At 46.8% G+C, this 18,181-nt stretch carries 15 protein-coding genes and 3 pseudogenes; 7 read left to right on the top strand and 11 right to left on the bottom strand.

Annotated features, from left to right (window positions below):
• Positions 1 to 13 precede the first annotated feature (13 nt).
• Positions 14 to 1,201, top strand: coding sequence for an MFS transporter (locus AAC854_RS11935; RefSeq protein ID WP_340617307.1), 1,188 nt, complete (start codon positions 14 to 16; stop codon positions 1,199 to 1,201).
• Positions 1,202 to 1,212: 11 nt separating this feature from the next.
• Here AAC854_RS11935 and AAC854_RS11930 read toward each other — a convergent pair.
• The 6 genes and pseudogenes from AAC854_RS11930 to ftsY all read right to left on the bottom strand — a co-directional run.
• A pseudogene (locus AAC854_RS11930) lies at positions 1,213 to 1,365 on the bottom strand (DUF3382 domain-containing protein); the annotation flags it as partial.
• A 144-nt stretch (positions 1,366 to 1,509) separates the two neighbouring features.
• On the bottom strand, positions 1,510 to 2,643 hold the full coding sequence (locus AAC854_RS11925; RefSeq protein WP_340617306.1) for a glycerate kinase: 1,134 nt from the start codon (positions 2,641 to 2,643) through the stop codon (positions 1,510 to 1,512).
• A gap of 194 nt (positions 2,644 to 2,837) precedes the next feature.
• Positions 2,838 to 3,695 (bottom strand): RNA polymerase sigma factor RpoH, encoded by an 858-nt coding sequence (rpoH, locus tag AAC854_RS11920; protein WP_340617305.1) that lies wholly within the window; start codon positions 3,693 to 3,695, stop codon positions 2,838 to 2,840.
• Between the two features lie 212 nt (positions 3,696 to 3,907).
• Positions 3,908 to 4,888 carry a permease-like cell division protein FtsX gene (gene ftsX, locus AAC854_RS11915; RefSeq protein ID WP_340617304.1) on the bottom strand — a complete coding sequence of 327 codons (981 nt, stop codon included), beginning with the start codon at positions 4,886 to 4,888 and terminating at the stop codon, positions 3,908 to 3,910.
• Positions 4,881 to 5,546, bottom strand: coding sequence for a cell division ATP-binding protein FtsE (gene ftsE / locus AAC854_RS11910; RefSeq protein ID WP_047964892.1), 666 nt, complete (start codon positions 5,544 to 5,546; stop codon positions 4,881 to 4,883). Before ftsE ends, ftsX begins: the two co-directional genes overlap by 8 nt.
• A gap of 6 nt (positions 5,547 to 5,552) precedes the next feature.
• Entirely contained in the window at positions 5,553 to 7,355 is a 1,803-nt protein-coding gene (gene ftsY, locus AAC854_RS11905; RefSeq protein WP_340617303.1) for a signal recognition particle-docking protein FtsY, read from the bottom strand.
• Between the two features lie 231 nt (positions 7,356 to 7,586).
• Here ftsY and rsmD point away from each other — a divergent pair, with 231 nt between their 5' ends.
• From rsmD to AAC854_RS11885, 4 genes are all read left to right on the top strand, one after another.
• Positions 7,587 to 8,186 (top strand): 16S rRNA (guanine(966)-N(2))-methyltransferase, encoded by a 600-nt coding sequence (rsmD, locus tag AAC854_RS11900; RefSeq protein WP_340617302.1) that lies wholly within the window; start codon positions 7,587 to 7,589, stop codon positions 8,184 to 8,186.
• Between the two features lie 20 nt (positions 8,187 to 8,206).
• Positions 8,207 to 8,479, top strand: a complete 273-nt coding sequence (locus AAC854_RS11895; RefSeq protein WP_340617301.1) for a DUF1145 family protein — start codon at positions 8,207 to 8,209, stop codon at positions 8,477 to 8,479.
• Positions 8,480 to 8,711: 232 nt separating this feature from the next.
• Complete coding sequence (locus AAC854_RS11890; RefSeq protein ID WP_340617300.1) at positions 8,712 to 9,338, top strand: lysoplasmalogenase; 627 nt, start codon at positions 8,712 to 8,714, stop codon at positions 9,336 to 9,338.
• 182 nt (positions 9,339 to 9,520) lie between these two features.
• Positions 9,521 to 11,818: a zinc/cadmium/mercury/lead-transporting ATPase gene (locus AAC854_RS11885; protein WP_340617299.1), complete on the top strand. Its 2,298-nt coding sequence runs from the start codon at positions 9,521 to 9,523 to the stop codon at positions 11,816 to 11,818.
• Positions 11,819 to 12,015: 197 nt separating this feature from the next.
• On the opposite strand, the gene tusA is transcribed toward AAC854_RS11885, so the two are convergent.
• Positions 12,016 to 12,267 carry a sulfurtransferase TusA gene (gene tusA / locus AAC854_RS11880; protein WP_340617298.1) on the bottom strand — a complete coding sequence of 84 codons (252 nt, stop codon included), beginning with the start codon at positions 12,265 to 12,267 and terminating at the stop codon, positions 12,016 to 12,018.
• A 171-nt stretch (positions 12,268 to 12,438) separates the two neighbouring features.
• Between tusA and AAC854_RS11875 the strand changes: the two genes are divergently transcribed.
• Together AAC854_RS11875 and AAC854_RS11870 are read left to right on the top strand one after the other, a co-directional pair.
• The gene (locus AAC854_RS11875) at positions 12,439 to 13,107 is read left to right on the top strand and encodes a 7-cyano-7-deazaguanine/7-aminomethyl-7-deazaguanine transporter (protein ID WP_340617297.1); all 669 of its coding nucleotides are present in this window, start codon (positions 12,439 to 12,441) and stop codon (positions 13,105 to 13,107) included.
• 207 nt (positions 13,108 to 13,314) lie between these two features.
• Positions 13,315 to 14,415: a glycerol dehydrogenase gene (locus AAC854_RS11870; protein WP_340617296.1), complete on the top strand. Its 1,101-nt coding sequence runs from the start codon at positions 13,315 to 13,317 to the stop codon at positions 14,413 to 14,415.
• A gap of 144 nt (positions 14,416 to 14,559) precedes the next feature.
• On the opposite strand, the gene AAC854_RS11865 is transcribed toward AAC854_RS11870, so the two are convergent.
• From AAC854_RS11865 to AAC854_RS24295, 4 genes and pseudogenes are all read right to left on the bottom strand, one after another.
• Entirely contained in the window at positions 14,560 to 15,654 is a 1,095-nt protein-coding gene (locus AAC854_RS11865) for a Fic family protein (RefSeq protein WP_340617295.1), read from the bottom strand.
• A gap of 122 nt (positions 15,655 to 15,776) precedes the next feature.
• Positions 15,777 to 16,982 (bottom strand): anaerobic glycerol-3-phosphate dehydrogenase subunit GlpC, encoded by a 1,206-nt coding sequence (glpC, locus tag AAC854_RS11860; RefSeq protein WP_340617294.1) that lies wholly within the window; start codon positions 16,980 to 16,982, stop codon positions 15,777 to 15,779.
• Positions 16,979 to 17,458: pseudogene (gene glpB, locus AAC854_RS24300) on the bottom strand (anaerobic glycerol-3-phosphate dehydrogenase subunit GlpB); the annotation flags it as partial. The pseudogene glpB and the gene glpC, both read right to left, overlap by 4 nt.
• Positions 17,448 to 18,071 (bottom strand): annotated as a pseudogene (locus AAC854_RS24295) (FAD-dependent oxidoreductase); the annotation flags it as partial. The pseudogenes AAC854_RS24295 and glpB, both read right to left, overlap by 11 nt.
• Between the last annotated feature and the right edge of the window lie 110 nt (positions 18,072 to 18,181).

The following is an 18,181-nucleotide window of genomic DNA, read 5'->3' as shown; positions in this document are numbered from 1 at the left end:
TATGGAGAAAAAAATGAATAAACGTATTTCAGCCCGTAATGTAAAAATGGTCTTCTATCTGGTGTGCTTCAGCGCCCTTTTAGGCTCTCTGGCTCAGAATATTTATGCTCCCGTTATTCCTACCGTCAAAGAGTTGTTCAATACTTCCTTGCCGTTAGTCAATCTCACTGTGTCAGCATTCACATTCGTTTTAGCTTTTATGCAAATCGTATATGGCCCACTCGCTGATCGAAAAGGCCGCAAAGCGATTCTGCTGCCTGCCCTTGCTATCTCCATTATCGGTTCAGTCGGCTGTGCCATGACGTCCGATATTTATTGGCTGATTTTCTTTCGGATAGTGCAAACTATTGGAATTGCCGCCATTCCAGTTATTGCTGCGACAATTATTGGCGATCTTTATGAAGGACAGGATCGTGCAAAAGCCATCAGTACCTATCAAATGTTATTAACACTTGCCCCTGCGTCAGGGCCATTGATAGGAGGCTATTTAGCTGAATTAGATGGATATGTTGCTATTTTCCAGTTTATTGCCATTATTGGGGGATTGATATTCATCGGAAATTTGTTTTGGTTACCGGAAACTAAACCTGAGCAACAAGAAGGCCATCAAAAAACAGCCTTTCACTTCCGTAAAATTCTATCCGACCGCACCACGCAATCCGTTTTCTTCGTCAGCTTTATGCTGTTCTATTGTTATTTCTGCTTTCTGACTTTTTTACCCATCATCTTAAATAATGAATATGATTTCAGCCCTGCTGATATTGGTTGGATGTATCTTCCCATGTCTTTGGCAATGGTTGCGGGCAGTTATAGCTATCGCTTGATTAATCATCGGTTTTCTAAAGAAAATGGGCTTATTATCAGCAGCTTGCTAAATTTGCTCTTAATCCTGCTTTTTGCCATAACATACCAATTTGGTATTCCCACTTTCATCATTGTCACAGCTTTTTACGGTTTTACTTTGGGGCTATCAACACCTACACATGCCACCTTGCTGTTGGCAAAATTTGTGGAAGAGCGAGCAACTGTGATTGGGCTTTATAATTTCATCAGGTATACAGGTATGGCTATTGGCCCAATGGTTGGTAGTTTCTTGTTATTCAATAATCGCTATGAATGGATATTTTTAGTGGGAGCCTTGTTATTTGCCTTGGCTATTGGTTTTACTGCCATTATGACGCATTGGCGCGATAAACCATAAAGCACTTCTCAGCCGATGGCGATCCACATCCAGCGAACTTCATCGGCACGCTGTACCACCAATTTTGTGCCTTGCAGTGATAGCTGAATTCCCATCATAAGAGCCGCCAGAGTCAACAACATTACCGCAGCAATAATGGCATTAACCCAGTTGGTTTTTTCCATACTTTTTCTACCTCAGGGCGACCTAAAATACCTGTCGGCATCACGAGTATATCGATTTCATCAGAGGAATTTTGCAAAGAGGCTATCGCAAAAGGCTGAGAAAGGAAGGTTCCGGTTTTCATGCAGGATTCAATAACGTAGCATTCAATGAGACATCGCCCAAACCGCCGCAACGTTACGTGCTGTTACCCGCAGATTTTCCGCCCCTTTAGCAAGAGCCTCAGACAGGGAACACGCTCCCGGTACGATAGAGAATACGGCATCCAACCCATGTTGGTGCACTACATCGTAATCCTGGCTCATTCCACCCACTAGAGCGATAGTAGGAATACCAAACTTTTTGGCAACTTTGGCAACGCCAACAGGCGTCTTACCCTGTATCGTCTGCCTATCTATACGGCCTTCTCCCGTAATGACCAAGTCTGCTCCCTGAACAGCTTCTTCTAATTTTAACGTATCAATAACAATCTCAATGCCTGACTGCAATTTCGCTCCAAGGCAACCCAGCAAAGAAGCGCCCATACCTCCCGCCGCTCCCGCACCTGCTTCATCGATCACGTTTTTTCCTGTTAGCGATTCAATCTTCATCCCATAATGAAGCAATGCAGAATCCAACGCTTTCACCATCTCCGGCGTTGCCCCTTTTTGTGGGCCAAACACCGCTGATGCACCTGATTCTCCACATAGCGGATTATTCACATCACAAGCCACGGTGAATTCAATTTGACTAACGCGAGGGGCAAGATCTGTTAAATCAATTCGTTCCAGACGAGTTAATGCTGCGCCGCCAAATGGCAGGGTTCGGCTATCCCCATCCAGTAAATTTGCCCCGAGTGCCTGCATCATACCTGCACCGCCATCGTTGGTCGCACTGCCGCCAATGCCTAAAATCAGTTTCTGTGCCCCCTGCTCCAACGCAGCCAGAATAAGCTCACCCGTGCCATAGCTTGTCGTGATCAAAGGGTTACGCTGTTCTACCGGCACTAAATGCAAACCCGAAGCGGCAGCCATTTCAATCACCGCCGTCTTTCCATCACCCAATAGACCGAAAAATGCTTCAACAGGTTGCCCCAACGGATCGGTAACGGTACATGTAATATATTTTCCTCCTGTTGCCGCAACCAGTGATTCCACTGTTCCTTCTCCACCATCTGCCATCGGCAACTTAATGTAATCCGCCTGCGGGAAAATTTCCTGAAATCCCTGCTCTATCGCTTGCGCCACTTGTAAGGCGCTCAGGCTTTCCTTAAATGAATCAGGAGCAATCACAATTTTCATGACAAGTTCCTCTATCGCTTTGGGAATGTTTTCTGACATCTCTAACCAGCAAAACCGAATATGCCAAAGATAAAAGAATTCATATCTGAATAATAGAAACACATACCTGAAACTCAATATTACTTTGTGCCATTTTGCGCGCATAAAAAAAGCGATAAATAAATTATCGCTTTTTTCACTAAAAGTATGTGTAATTACGCTTCGATAGCCAACCGCAATTTTTTCATTGCGTTTTTTTCCAGCTGTCGAACACGCTCAGCAGATACACCATATTTATCTGCCAGTTCCTGCAAGGTGGTTTTGTTGTCATCATCCAGCCAACGAGCCCGAATGATGTCCTGGCTACGCTCATCCAGCCCTTCCATCGCTACAGAAAGTTTATCCGCAGCGTGGCTTTCCCAGTTATCTTCTTCAATGCCATCAGCAAAGTCAGAAGCTTTGTCCTGCAAATACAGCACCGGAGCCACGGGTTGGCTATCGTGATTGTCATCATCAGAAGACATATCAAATGCCATATCCTGCGCTGACATACGGGATTCCATCTCTCGGACGTCTTTGCTGGTCACACCCAGTTCTTTGGCGACCAGATCAACTTCATCCTGATTGAACCATCCCAGACGTTGTTTCGCCTTGCGCAAATTAAAGAACAGCTTGCGCTGGGCTTTTGTCGTTGCGACTTTCACAATACGCCAGTTACGCAATACATATTCATGGATTTCTGCCTTAATCCAGTGAACGGCAAAAGAGACCAGACGCACACCCACTTCCGGATTAAATCGACGAACCGCTTTCATCAGGCCAATATTACCTTCCTGAATTAAATCCGCCTGTGGCAGGCCATAACCAGCATAGCTGCGAGCAACATGAACAACGAAGCGCAGGTGAGAAAGAATCAGCTTTTTCGCTGCATCCAGATCCCCCTGGTAATGCAGCCTTTCTGCCAGTTCCTTCTCTTCCTCTGCGGAGAGCATAGGATAAGCATTGGAGGCACGGATGTATCCTTCCAAACTACCTTGTGGAACTAGTGCCAAAGTTTGCATTTCTTTTGTCATTCAAATTCTCTCAAAATCAGATTCAAATTGATGGCTTTTGAAGTTTGCCCGAATCTACCCATAAGGTTTCTTCAAGCCAAAGATACGTCTATTTTACCATCATAGAGATCATATTCAAATTGTCTTGATTGTATGGAAATCAATACAAATCTGTAACGGTGATTTCGACAGCGATTCAGCCCAAAAGTTCACCGCAAAACCCGAAGATTACTTTATTCGGGCCTGAAGCGACGCAAATGCTGAATTGTCGCAAACCACGCGGCAATCCAACCGATCATACCCGAAATCAGCACCAACAATAGTGATTCATCCCATCCCAATCCATGCAGCTTAAAACTCGTTCCAAAAACGCTCGCCACTTCTGTGACAACATTGGCAAGTTTCCACACCAGCAGGGATGAGAGAATTAAAGAAAAAATCGCACCTAACATCCCCAGCAACGCGCCACCATTGAGGAAAGGTCGCAGAATAAAGCCGTCCGTTGCCCCAATCAGTTTCATCACGTTAATGGTTTCGCGGCGGCTGAAGATGCTCAACCGGACGCTATTACCAATAACCAAAAGCAGGGCAACCACCATCAAAGCACCTATCACGGCAGCAATCCGGCCAATCAGTGTGGTCAGCGCTGTCAGGCGGGAAAACCAGCTCTCATCCACTCTGACTTCTTCAATGCCTGCAATCCGGGAGACTTGATCGCGCAATGTCGTTAATGCTTGTGGGTCTTGGAAATTCAGTTTGGGAGAGACGATAGCAACCGCTGGCAGAGGATTTTCCTCCAACATATCCAAGGCACTGGCAAAACCTGACCATGCACGGAATTCACTCACCGCTTCTTCGCGGGAAAGGTAATTCACCGATTTCACGCCTTCCAGACCTTTCAGCTGATCAATTACCTGTCTGGCACTGTTGTCATTCAACGATTTATCCAAATAAACCGTAAGCTGTGGAATGGGATACCACTGTACCGCCGCCTGATTGACGTTTTTCCAAACGATATAGAACACGCTCGGCAGGGTCAGGGAAATGGCAATGACCATAATGGTCAACAGAGTTGCCAATGGCTGGCGCAACATATCTGACAGAGTGCTTTTCCACGCATAACGCCACTGTACACGCCATCCCCCTTTCAATGACTTGGATTTAGACTTTGGGGACAGTGCTTTTTTAGTTGAATGACGGACATGCTTAGCCATGATGTCCTCCTTGCATACGTCCCTGATTCAGGGTCAGGATGCGGTAATTTCTTCGTTCAATGAGGGCAATATCATGGGTAGCCATAAGAACTGTCACCCCAACTCGGTTAAATTCTTCAAACAAGCGCATGATCCCCTCGGATAATTCTCCATCCAGATTTCCCGTCGGCTCATCTGCCAACAGAACGGTTGGCTTGTTTACCACAGCGCGGGCAATGCCAACGCGCTGCTGTTCTCCACCGGAAAGTTGAATAGGGAAATTTTTCGCTTTGTCCAACAGGCCGACCTTATCCAGCGCCGCAGATACCCGCCGGCGAATGTCTTCAGCACTGGCCCCTGAGATAATCAGCGGCATGGCGACATTCTCATATACCGTGCGATCCAGCAGCAGGTGATGATCCTGAAAAATCATGCCGATCTGACGACGCAGAAAAGGGATCTCCCGCGATTTCAATCGGCTGATGTCATGGCCGGAAAAACCGATATGACCCGCGCTGGGGCGTTCAATACCACAGATAAGTTTCAAAAGCGTACTTTTGCCCGCCCCTGAATGACCTGTTAAAAATGCCATTTCCCCTGGAAGTAGATGAAAATCCACACCTTGCAGCGCCTGCCGCCCTCCCAGATAGGCTTTACTGACCTGTTCAAAGCGAATCATTGATAGTTAATCCTCTCGGGAAAAAAGAGCCTCAATAAAATCGTCTGCCTTAAATGGACGAAGATCTTCAATGCCTTCCCCAACGCCAATGTAGCGAATCGGGATCTCAAATTGGTCGGCAATGGCGAAGATAACACCACCTTTTGCAGTACCATCTAGTTTGGTCAGTGAAATACCCGTCAGTCCCACAGCCTCATGGAATAGTTTAGCCTGACTTACTGCGTTTTGGCCTGTGCTGGCATCCAGTATCAGCATAATTTCATGGGGTGCGTCTTCATCCAGTTTTTTCATCACCCGAACGATTTTTTTCAGCTCTTCCATCAAATGGGATTTATTCTGCAAACGCCCTGCGGTATCCGCAATCAGGATATCAACACCTTTGGCCTTGGCTGACTGAATGGCATCAAAGATCACTGAAGCAGGATCGGCCCCCGTATGTTGAGCGACTACAGGGATTTTGTTGCGTTCGCCCCAAACTTGTAACTGTTCCACTGCTGCCGCACGGAAAGTATCCCCTGCCGCTAACATGACAGATTTGCCCTGAGACTGGTATTGGCGCGCTAATTTACCAATCGTGGTGGTTTTACCGACACCATTTACCCCCACCATCAGGATGACGTAAGGAGATTTACCTTCGATCTCCAACGGCTTATCAACTTTTGTCAGAATGCCCGACATCTCTTCTTTCAGTTTAGCGTAAAGCGCTTCCGCATCTTTCAGTTCTTTACGACTGGCATGAGCTGTCAGACTGGTAATGATCTTACGCGTCGTTTCAACACCCACGTCCGCGATCAATAACTGTTCTTCCAGTTCTTCAAACAGATCATCATCAATTTTCTTGCCACGGAATAAGCTTAAAAAACCGGAACCAAGATTCTGCCGGGTTTTTACCAGACTGCGTTTCAAGCGGGTAAAGAACCCTTCTTTGGTTGGACGTTCCTGTTCCTTAGGTAATGCCGCTTGTTCCTCAGCCTGTCGAGCCGCTTCTTCCGCTAAGCGCTGCTGCTCCGCCTCTTCTGCTGCGCGACGGGCGACTTCTTCCGCCAAGCGCTGCTGTTCTGCCTCTTCTGCTGCACGGCGGGCGGCTTCTTCCGCCAAGCGCTGCTGTTCTGCCTCTTCTGCTGCACGGCGGGCGGCTTCTTCCGCCAAACGCTGCTGTTCTGCCTCTTCTGCTGCGCGACGGGCGATTTCTTCCGCCAAGCGCTGCTGTTCTGCCTCTTCTGCTGCACGGCGGGCGATTTCTTCCGCCAAGCGCTGCTGTTCTGCCTCTTCTGCTGCACGGCGGGCGGCTTCTTCCGCCAAGCGCTGCTGTTCTGCTTCTGCTGCTGCACGGCGGGCGGCTTCTTCCGCCAAGCGCTGCTGTTCTGCCTCTTCTGCTGCGCGACGGGCCGCTTCTTCCGCCAAACGCTGCTGCTCTGCCTCTTCTGCTGCGCGGCGGGCGGCTTCTTCCGCTAAGCGCTGCTGTTCTGCTTCTTCTGCTGCACGACGGGCCGCTTCTTCCGCTAAGCGCTGCTGTTCTGCTTCTTCTGCTGCTGCACGGCGGGCGGCTTCTTCCGCTAAGCGCTGCTGTTCTGCTTCTTCTGCTGCGCGACGGGCCGCTTCTTCCGCCAAGCGCTGCTGTTCTGCTTCTTCTGCTGCACGGCGGGCCGCTTCTTCCGCCAAGCGCTGCTGTTCTGCCTCTTCTGCTGCGCGACGGATCGCTTCCTCAACAACTAATTTTTCTTGTTCAGCTTGTTCTTCTTGCTGTTTCTTATCTTGACGACCAAGTCCAAACCAAGAGAAGAAACCTTTTTTTTTCTCTTTTGCCATCGGCCACTACACTCCTCGCGGTTAATTATGGCGTTATCAATAAATATGCCCACTGAGATAGGTTCTAACGGTGATAAAATCCAGTCTAACATTTTCATCACACCACAACACATATCTATCGCGGATTTCATGGTAAATTAATCAATAGGTTTCTTCATTTTCACTCACCTTTTGTCTTTGCCAGATATGATTTAATGGCACCAGATGACAAATAATTAAGTTATGTAAATTATGGCTAAAAAACCACAGCGCACGTCTTTAGGACAAATTCGCATTATTGGCGGAAAATGGCGCGGGAGAAAATTACCCGTTCCTGATAGTGATGGGCTGCGTCCAACCACTGATCGTGTCCGTGAGACACTCTTTAACTGGCTTATGCCAACAATTCAGGGAGCCCGCTGTTTGGATTGTTTTTCAGGTAGCGGTGCTCTCGGGTTTGAGGCGTTATCACGTTATGCAGGCTACGCGACCTTAATTGAACATGATCGCAATGTAGCGAAACAGTTATCGGCTAATTTAGCTTTGCTGCAAGCTGAAAATGCCAATGTGGTACAAGGCAGTGCGCTACAATACCTCAATGAAGCAGGAACACCATTTAATGTTGTTTTTCTCGATCCGCCATTCCGTAAAGGCATGCTCACGGAAGCGATCCGTTTATTGGAAACTAATGGCTGGCTGGCAGAAGAAAGCTGGATTTATGTTGAAGCAGAATCGGAGTCTGCTGCGACAGAAGTTCCTGCAAACTGGCGGTTACATAGGGAAAAAGTTGCCGGACAAGTGGCTTATCGATTATATATCCGTCACCAGTCATCTGGTGTCAGACCTGCTTAAACACGATTTTGGAGTCGATGATGTTTATTCAATTAGGAAAAGTTATCATGATCTTAGTCTGGGGAGTCATGATCTTCAATTTCATTCACCCTTTCCCTAAGCCTTTGAAATATTTTATGGATATCGCCATGGCATTCACCGTGGTAATGCATGCTTTTCAACTATTGCTGCTGAAAAATTCCCAGCCTAAAGATCAAAAACTCTCTGCTTTTCTCCAAACCAAGATCTTCTTTTTCGGTGTTTTTGAGCTGTTGGCCTGGCAGAAAAAGCAACAGCAGAATAAAAAGCAGTAGAGCGCTCAGTCACTGCCATCTCCCCGTTTTGTTTTCTTCTTATTAAAAGAAAATGTCGTTAATGAGTAATCCCGTTAATTACTCATTGACGAGCTTCATTTTTGATAATAAAACGTTATCCATTCGTTAATAAAGAATTAACGTTGATAAATCAGTATACTCTCCACGCAACCCCCATCATGAATAGTAATGCCTGATAAAACGGGCATTGAACATTAAGGAAAAGAAAAATATGAGTTGGCCATTTCTTGCTGTGTTTTTCTCCGGATGGTTATATATTGATGCCGCCTACCGTGGCACTCAATGGCAGCAATGGGTTTTTCGCCCGGTCACAATGCTGCTTTTGTTATTGTGGGCATGTCAGGCACCTAATCTTGAGGTTTCTGGCTATCTCATCATTGCGGGTCTGGTGACTGCTTTGCTCTCTGATGCGATCCGTATGCTCCCCGGTAAATATTTACTTTTCTCATTTATCGCGCTGTTCCTGAGTTACTTGCTATATACCATCAGTTTTGCCTGGCATATGAGTTTCAGCCTCTTCTTCCCGTTGCCTTTGATTTTATTGGCTGTTGGCATTGTGATTATGGCCGTTATTTGGACTCGTCTGGATAATATGCGTTGGCGGGTCGTTGATAGCTTCGTTATGGCACTGCTGATGGTTTGGATCGCCGGAGAACAATATTTTTCACTCAGTAATGAAAGCCGTTTTTCGGTTATGGCAGGCGCCGTCCTGTTACTCCTTGCACATATTATCAACCTCATTGATCGGTATCGCTTCTCTTTTAAACTATCAAAAGCGATTGTCGCTGCCTGTGGTTTTATCGGGCACTTTTTGATTATTCGTTCACTATTCTTGTAATGCGTCCGCTTTAATTGGGCATAGGTTTTATCAGACACACATCAAGAGGAAGGACGTTGATGGTGAAAATCTATCTTGGATAGCTCTAATTATCAAAAAAATTCCTCTTATTAAGTTTGACTCTGGAGTTAACTCCAGAGTGTAGAGTTATTCTTAATTTACTCTACACTAAGAGGTCGCCTATGTTCTCCACCGACACAAAACATAAGCAATCACAACATGATCCCCATGAGACAGGCCACGATCACTCTCATGAAAATCATGACAAGATACATTCCCATAAGCATTCCCACGAACACGAACATGAGCATACTCATAAACATAGCGGAGCACATTGCTCACACGATCATGCCCATGCTGTACAGGATACCTCTCCCCTCGAATTAACAGCAAACCAGCGCTTTAATTGGATCATCCAAGGTATGGATTGCCCGAGCTGTGCAGGGAAAATCGAGAATGCTGTAAAAAAACTCCCAGAAGCCAAACAAGTCAAGGTACTGTTTACTACAGAAAAATTGGTGGTTGATTCTGATGTTGATATTCGCGCCGCTGTCGAAAAAGCAGTAAAACAGGCGGGTTTTGAAATCAAGGAAACGGATTCGTCATCCAAACTGCCTCCGGCAGCCAATCCCTGGAAAACATTTTCCCCAATCCTGATTCTCGCTGCCCTGATGTTCGCCAGCTGGGGGATATCAAGCATTAATGCACCCGCCGGACAAATTGCTTTTATCATTACCACGCTGATTGGGTTATATCCAGTTGCAACCAAAGCCATCAAATTGATCCGCTCAGGTACTCCTTTTGCCATTGAAACGCTGATGAGTGTTGCCGCCATCGGTGCCTTGTTCATTGATGCGACCGCAGAAGCCGCTATGGTTATTCTGTTGTTCAAATTAGGCGAGATCCTGGAATCCTATGCCGCCGGACGTGCTCGTCGTGGCGTCAGCGCCTTGATGGCATTAGTTCCTGACCAAGCTTTATTAGTTAAGGATGGAAAGAAAAAAACCGTATCGGCAGCAGAGCTGCGTCCCGGTGATATTATTGAGGTCGCTCCGGGAGCCCGTTTACCCACCGATGCCGAATTACTCACTCCATTTGCCAGCTTCGATGAAAGCGCCCTGACAGGTGAGTCTGTTCCTGTTGAGCGGCAACAAGGAGAAAAGGTCGCGGCGGGTTGCCTTTCTGTCGATAGCGCCGTGCAGATGAGGGTGATCTCTGAGCCGGGGCACAACGCCATTGACCGCATTCTTCAATTGATTGAAGAAGCAGAAGAACGTCGCGCTCCCATTGAACGTTTCATTGACCGATTCAGCCGCATCTATACCCCGCTGACTATCTTGTTCTCCGCACTCGTGGTACTGATCCCACCTTTGTTCTTTGCCGGATCATGGGAAAGCTGGCTCTACCGCGGCCTGACACTACTGTTGATTGGCTGTCCTTGCGCACTGGTTATCTCCACGCCTGCCGCAATTACTTCCGCATTGGCCGCAGCGACTCGTCGTGGCTCCCTCATCAAAGGCGGAGCAGCATTGGAGCAACTTGGAGCAGTGACCACAATCGCATTGGATAAAACCGGCACACTGACCGAAGGCAAACCACAAGTTACTGATATTGAACCAGCGGAAAACATCACCACAGAAACTGTACTGGCACTGGCGGGGGCTGTAGAAAGTGGCTCTCACCATCCATTGGCAAAGTCCATTCTTGAAGCCGCAGAACGGAAAGGAGTAACCATTGTTGAGGCAGAACAGCGCAAAGCGCTAGCAGGAATTGGCGTTGAAGGACAATTGTCAGGACAACGAATTCTTGTCGCCGCTCCCGGGCGATTACCGGAAAATACGTTATCCGCGGACTGGAAGCAAAGAGTCGTCGATCTGGAAAATGGTGGCAAAACTGCGGTTGCAGTCATGCAGAACACACAATTCATGGGTTTGATTGCCATGCAGGATACCTTGCGTCAGGATGCCATAGACACCATTCGTCTCCTGAAAAAACAAGGTGTTCAGGCGATCATGCTCACGGGTGACAATCCTCGTGCTGCCGCTGCTATTGCAGGTCAATTGGGCATTGATTATCGCGCAGGATTATTACCGGAAGATAAAGTGAAGGCAGTGACTGAGTTGAATAAAAATCACCATACCATGATGGTTGGTGATGGAATCAATGACACTCCGGCGATGAAAGCCGCCAGTATTGGCGTTGCCATGGGTAGCGGAACTGATGTTGCATTGGAAACGGCTGACGCTGCACTGACACACAATCGGCTGACCGGCTTAGCTGAAATTATCGCCCTGTCTCGCACAACCCATTACAACATCCGTCAAAATATCACTATTGCATTAGGCTTAAAGGCGATATTCCTTATCACCAGCCTATTGGGTATCACAGGGCTATGGATGGCGGTTCTGGCCGATTCAGGCGCTACTGCACTCGTCACTGCAAACGCCATCCGGCTGCTGAGAGTGAAGCTGGAAAAGTGATAAACCGGGAGAGATAAAAAACAATAAATTGAAAAGGTGCATACTACGCACCTTTTCAAAATTACAATTACTCAAGATTGCTATTAAGGAAAAAGGAAATATGGTATTCAGTGAGGTGATAAGTTGTGACTAAACACCATACTTAAAGCCTAGCACGGCTCCTTTTTTCTGCCAGTCAATTACGCGATATTTCTCAATCAAGTATTTTCACTTTTTCTGAGCAGATAGCGATAAGGGGATTGCCCTGTCTCCTGCGCAATCAATACATGCTCCATAAAACGGCAGAAACCGGGAATATCACGGGTTGTCGCCGGATCATCTGCAATGATCAATAACGTCTGGCCGGCACTCATATGGCGGACAGCCTTACGTACCATCATGACGGGTTCCGGGCAGCGTAATCCTAGCGTATCAAGCGTTTTATCGGGATTGGCAAAAACATCGGACATAACAATCTCTGTAGGTTCAAACAATCTATGGCCGTGGATTATATTACAAAATATCGCCAACAGCCGTACTTTACTTTTATTGAACAACACGCGTATGATCAACTTCTCCTGATTTTTCAGGCACATTTATTTTTTTGGGTTCCCTTACCCCATTCACCAAAAAGGTACAATATGTTCCAATTGACTGCGCAGCAGCGAGCCACGGCTTTGGTCTGGCTTTCGCTCTTCCATATTCTGATCATTACTTCCAGTAACTATCTGGTGCAACTACCCATCTCCATTTTTGGTTTCCATACCACCTGGGGGGCATTTACATTTCCCTTTATCTTTCTGGCGACCGATCTGACTGTGCGTATTTATGGTGCTCCATTAGCACGCCGGATCATTATCTCCGTTATGCTTCCCGCCTTGTTGATCTCTTACCTGATTTCAGCTCTGTTTTTTCAGGGCACATGGCAAGGATTCGAGACATTGGGAACCTTTAACTTGTTTGTTGCCCGCATTGCAGCCGCTAGTTTTATGGCCTATGTGCTTGGTCAGATATTGGATGTCGGCGTCTTTAATCGTCTGCGCCAAAAAAGCCGCTGGTGGATAGCCCCGGCTACCGCTATGTTTTTCGGTAATATGCTCGATACGCTGGCCTTTTTCTTTATCGCATTTTATCGCAGCACCGATGCTTTTATGGCAACGCATTGGGTAGAAATAGCCTTGGTAGATTACGCTTTCAAGCTGTTTATCTGTATGCTTTTTTTCCTACCGGCTTATGGCATTATGTTGAATTTAATTCTGAAATTTTTTTTCAATCAAACCGCAGATAAGACACTGGCTAAATTCTACTAACTGCTCTCCCCCCTCATCGGGGGAGTTTCCGTTTTTCCTCCCAAATCACACATTTCCTGCTTTTACTCATAACCCCTCTGTATATTTTGCCGTATAGTGTTGATGGGCAGGTAAACACATACTTTGACATAACACTGTTCGTAACCTGCTCCATGCCAATATTGCGACACTCTATGCCTAGTTTCCAGTGAAGAAGGAATATTTCTTATGCTGAAAGTGATCCAGTCTCCATCCAAATATATCCAGGGGCCAGGTGCGTTATCTCACATTGGTCAATACACCAAAATGCTTGCTGACCACGTTTTCGTGATTGCCGATAATTTCGTGATGAGCCTTATTGGAGATACCGTCAGCAAAAGCCTGGAGGAACACGAAGTCACCAGCCACTTCGAAATTTTTAACGGTGAGTGCAGCCGTAATGAAATCCAGCGCCTGTCTGCCATTTTGGTGAGTAACCAGTGTCAGGCTGTGGTTGGGCTAGGGGGTGGAAAAACCCTTGATACAGCCAAAGCCATTGCACACGAATCCAAAATACCGGTGATTATTTCTCCTACCCTTGCTTCAACCGATGCGCCGACCAGTGCCCTTTCCGTCCTGTATACCGAACTGGGTGAGTTTGACAGCTACCTGATCTACCCACAAAACCCGAATGTTGTGTTGATGGACACCAATATTATTGCCAAAGCGCCAATTCGTCTGTTTGTGGCAGGAATGGGGGATGCGCTCGCTACCTATTTTGAGGCAAGAGCCAACAGTGCAGCCCATAAGCCCACTATGGCTGGCGGTGCAACATCCACCACGGGTTTTGCCCTGGCGAAACTGTGCTATGAAACTTTGCTGGCAGAAGGTTACAAAGCAAAACTGGCAGTGGAAGCGGGTGTCAGCACACCTGCGGTTGAAAATATTGTTGAAGCGAATACCTACCTCAGCGGCATCGGCTTTGAAAGTGCGGGTCTGGCTGCCGCTCACGCCATCCACAATGGTTTTACGGTGCTGGAAGAGTGTCATCATCTCTATCACGGAGAAAAAGTGGCATTCGGTACTTTGACACAATTGCTCTTGGAAAACAGCCCAAACGAAGAGTTGGAAACCGTGCTCGATTTTTGTGTACAGGTAGGTTTGCCAGTCACGCTGGAACAATTAGGTCTGCGTGATAATGAAAAACTGAATCAGAAAATCATGCAGGTGGCCATAGCGAGTTGTGCGGAAGGGGAAACCATTCACAATATGCCATTTACTGTAACACCAGAGCAGGTTTACGCCGCGATTTTGGCCGCAGACCGGATGGGGCAGGATTGGTTGTATTAAGTAATGTCTCTCCCCAACAGGACAGCCAAATAATGTTATCTGTATGATATTAAACCGCCTATCATTGTATACACAGTGATAGGTGCATGAATAATAGTGAAGTAAAGAAAAAATAGTGAGGCCCGCACTTTCCTTAAAATCGATTCAAATATGATGAATGATATAGCGTGTACTACGGCCACCAGCTTCAGTTTTTTCCAAACAGCCAAGCTCCACCAGATGGTTTAAATGCCGGGTCGCTGTTGCGCGGCTTACTTTAGCCACTTTCTGATATTGGCTGCTGTTAATACCTTGCTGAAAATCACCATCCAGCATTCTGTTCAGCACCTTGAACTGTTCCCCACTCAACTGACTTTGATCGATATAACGCCAGAACCGGGTCTTTTTCACCGTATTATCAATTTGCTTCAATTTAGCGATCAGCGTGTCATTTAATGTTTGCAGAAACCACACCATCCAATCGGTAATATCCAGACCATTACGCTGTGTCTGTTCCAATATTTCATAATATTGTTTACGACGCTCACAAATACTCACTGACATGGCATAAAACCGGATTGAGCGATTTTCTCCTTGCGCTAATACTAAATCGGTCAGGAAACGGGTAATACGCCCATTACCATCTTCCATTGGATGTAGCGTAACAAACCATAAATGTATTATGGCTGCCCGCAATATGGGATCAAGATTGAATTCATGACGAGATTGATTGAACCAGACAATAAATTTTGTTATTTCCTCCTGTAATCTTTCGGCAGGTGGCGCTTCAAAATGAATTATCGGTTTATCTATTCTGCCAGAGACAACTTCCATTCCTCCATGCCTCAACTGCCCGCTTTTGATAGGGTTAAACAAGGTATAACCCTCGGGGAACATCAATTCATGCCATTTCAAAATGCGTTCAAGCGTCAATGGCTCGTTATACCTTTCCACCACATCAAAGGCAATTTCAGCCATGCCATCAGATTGTTCACTCGTTGGATAGGGCTTAGTTTCACTGATACCTAATCGATTTGCTAATGAAGAACGAACTGAGGCCGCATTCAGCTTTTCGCCTTCGATTTCGCAGGAATAGAGAATACTGGCAAGAAGGTTATCCAATGTTGCTTGTTCTGTGTTTTCAGCGCCCGTTCTTCCCAGCAATAATCCCTGATTAAAATGAATTTCCCGCAATATGGGGGTCAGAACTTGCTCATTCCATTTAAAGTCAGGCCAATTTTCTTGTTCCCAGATCCACATTGCTTTTCACCTTATGATGTCAACTATCTGACCATTCTACTCATGGAATGAGGCGAATAACAACGCTATTCGACTCACAAAATGAGGCGAATAGCTCACCTAATTGACTCACCAAGCGATACCTATACCCCTGAGTCCACCGCCCGCGCCAATAAACTTATCGGATGCTCGCATTTCTTGCTGGTAGACATTTCAATCTGCCATTTGCAGGTTTCGCAATCCGTAATCACCAAATCGACACCTCTCGCTTCAATCTGGCGGAATAAATTCGCGCCGATCCCTTGGGAGACATCATAGTTTTCCGCCTTAAAGCCATATGTACCGGCAATACCGCAGCATTGGGAATCAAGGATTATCAATTCAACACCCGGAATACGCTTGATCAATTCAATAGAATAGGCAGCCCAGCCCATTTTTTCCATATGGCATGGCGTGTGATAAACCACTTTCAGCGGGGTATGCTTCAAGGGTAAATTACGCCCTTTATCCAACAGGCGATAGAGATAGCGCGTTGCCAATTCCACGTGATCACGAATCGGCCGGGTATCTACCTCTAAAATATGTGGATATTCATCGCGCAGGGTAAAGGTGCAACTGGATGAAGTCGCCACTACAGGGATTTGACGTTCAATGACGCTTTCTGTCAAAGAAGCCAGATTGACACGCGCCTGACGCTTTGCCTGTTCAATAAAACCGTTAGCAATCAATGGTACGCCACAGCATTTTTCCCGTGTCAGCAATTGAACGCCAATCCCCATTGCATTAAAGACTTTCAGCAGATCTTTTCCCAATTGCGGATGGTTGTAATTGACGAAACAGCCATGAAAATAGGCTACTTGCTCCTTAAATTGCTGTTGAATTTCAGCCTGCTTACGATACCAACGGCGAAATGTCCCGAAGGAATATTTCGGCAGTTCACGCCGATGGTCAATTTTTAAGGCTTTATCCAGCAGATGGCGCATCGGTTTCAGGCTGGTGACGGCATTGACGACAGGCGCAAACGGTGTGGATAAGGTTCCCATCAGATCCGTATGACTGAGGATGGCATCCCGCAGTTTAGGGCGATGTGGACTGTAATGGGCTTTTGCCCGCTGGATGATATCACCAATTTTTACATCAGATGGGCAGGCCACTTCACACCGTTTACAATTAGTGCAGTATTTCAACGCCTCATCATAGAGCGCAGGATCTTTGAGGCGCAGGCGTTCTCCATCCGGGCCTGCCTGTTTTGGCCCCGGATACAGCGGGTTTACGTTAGCAACCGGGCAATAAGTCGTACACACTGTACACTTAATACAACTTTCAAAACTGTTGTCGAGAATACTCATTGCGTCACCTCTCTTGCCTCAGTTTGCCCGGATGTCATTGATGGCTTGATGATCTGGCCCGTTTCGATTGGTTCAGAAATAATCTGTTCAGCAACAAACAATGCACTCAGCAAAGAAACCCCCGCACCGCAACCTTCAGCCAGCGGATCATATCCTCCTAATACCGCCCCCGCTGCATAGAAGTTCTCAAGTGCTTTACCTGCTTTCAATGGCCGCAGGTATTCATCCGTGTTAACCCCGAATTTCAGGTAAGGCTGCGGGGCAAAAACGTTTTGTCGTGTCCATTGCTCACGTTCAGGATTCTCCAGTAAATCCAGATTCAGTAACGGTTCATAGACGCGGTTAAATTCGGTTTTCAGGCCATTATTAAAAAAGCTGCCGGTTGCCAAAACCACATGAGAAGCGCGAAGAGGAATGTCACCATGATTGCGGGTATAAACGCCGGTGATGCAGTTATTTTCTATCTCGACGTGAACCGGGCAGAGGCTCCTGTGCTGTCGTGCAGCTTTCTGTCACACCAAGCTTTTCACAGATTTTATCTGTCGCCCTTTCAGCCATGAACCGATAAGTCATCAATTTACCGCCAGTAATGGTAATGAACCCTTCCAGACCATCACGCTGGGCATGATCGAGCAGTACGATCCCCCGACTGACATTGCGGCCAGAGGGATCATCATCACTTGCCACCAAAGGACGCACACCGGCATAAGCGCGTAAAATGCGCGTTTTCGCAATTTGAGGAGAGAGTTGCGATCCTTCACGAATCAGAATATCGACTTCCTCCGGCGTCACAAACATCTTGTCGATCTGATCATATTCAATACGCGTGGAGGTTGTGCCAATCAATGAAATGGTGTCACCGGGTACGAGAATATCGGCATCAGCAGGTTTGCGACAACGATTGATCACCATGTTGTTGATCCGGTGACCAAGGATCAGCAAGGCCCCTTTTGCCGGAAGCATCCGTACTTTCAAATCGGCATATTCCGCGATCCTTTGTCCCCAAATGCCGCCCGCATTCACAACGATCGGAGCATGAATGTCATACAGGCGCGCACATTGATGATCATAGACATGAACGCCGGTAATTAATGAGATGGTCTTCCCCACCTTGTGAACCATACTCTTTATAGAGTATTTTTTCTGGAGAGTCCATCATGCAAAACGTCACCCTTATTGGTATCGATCTCGGCAAGCAT

The organism is Xenorhabdus entomophaga (assembly GCF_037996725.1).
GTDB classification, from domain to species: Bacteria; Pseudomonadota; Gammaproteobacteria; order Enterobacterales; family Enterobacteriaceae; genus Xenorhabdus; species Xenorhabdus khoisanae.
Note: the sequence above shows the minus strand (reverse complement) of the source record. Positions and strands in the feature narration are given on the sequence as shown.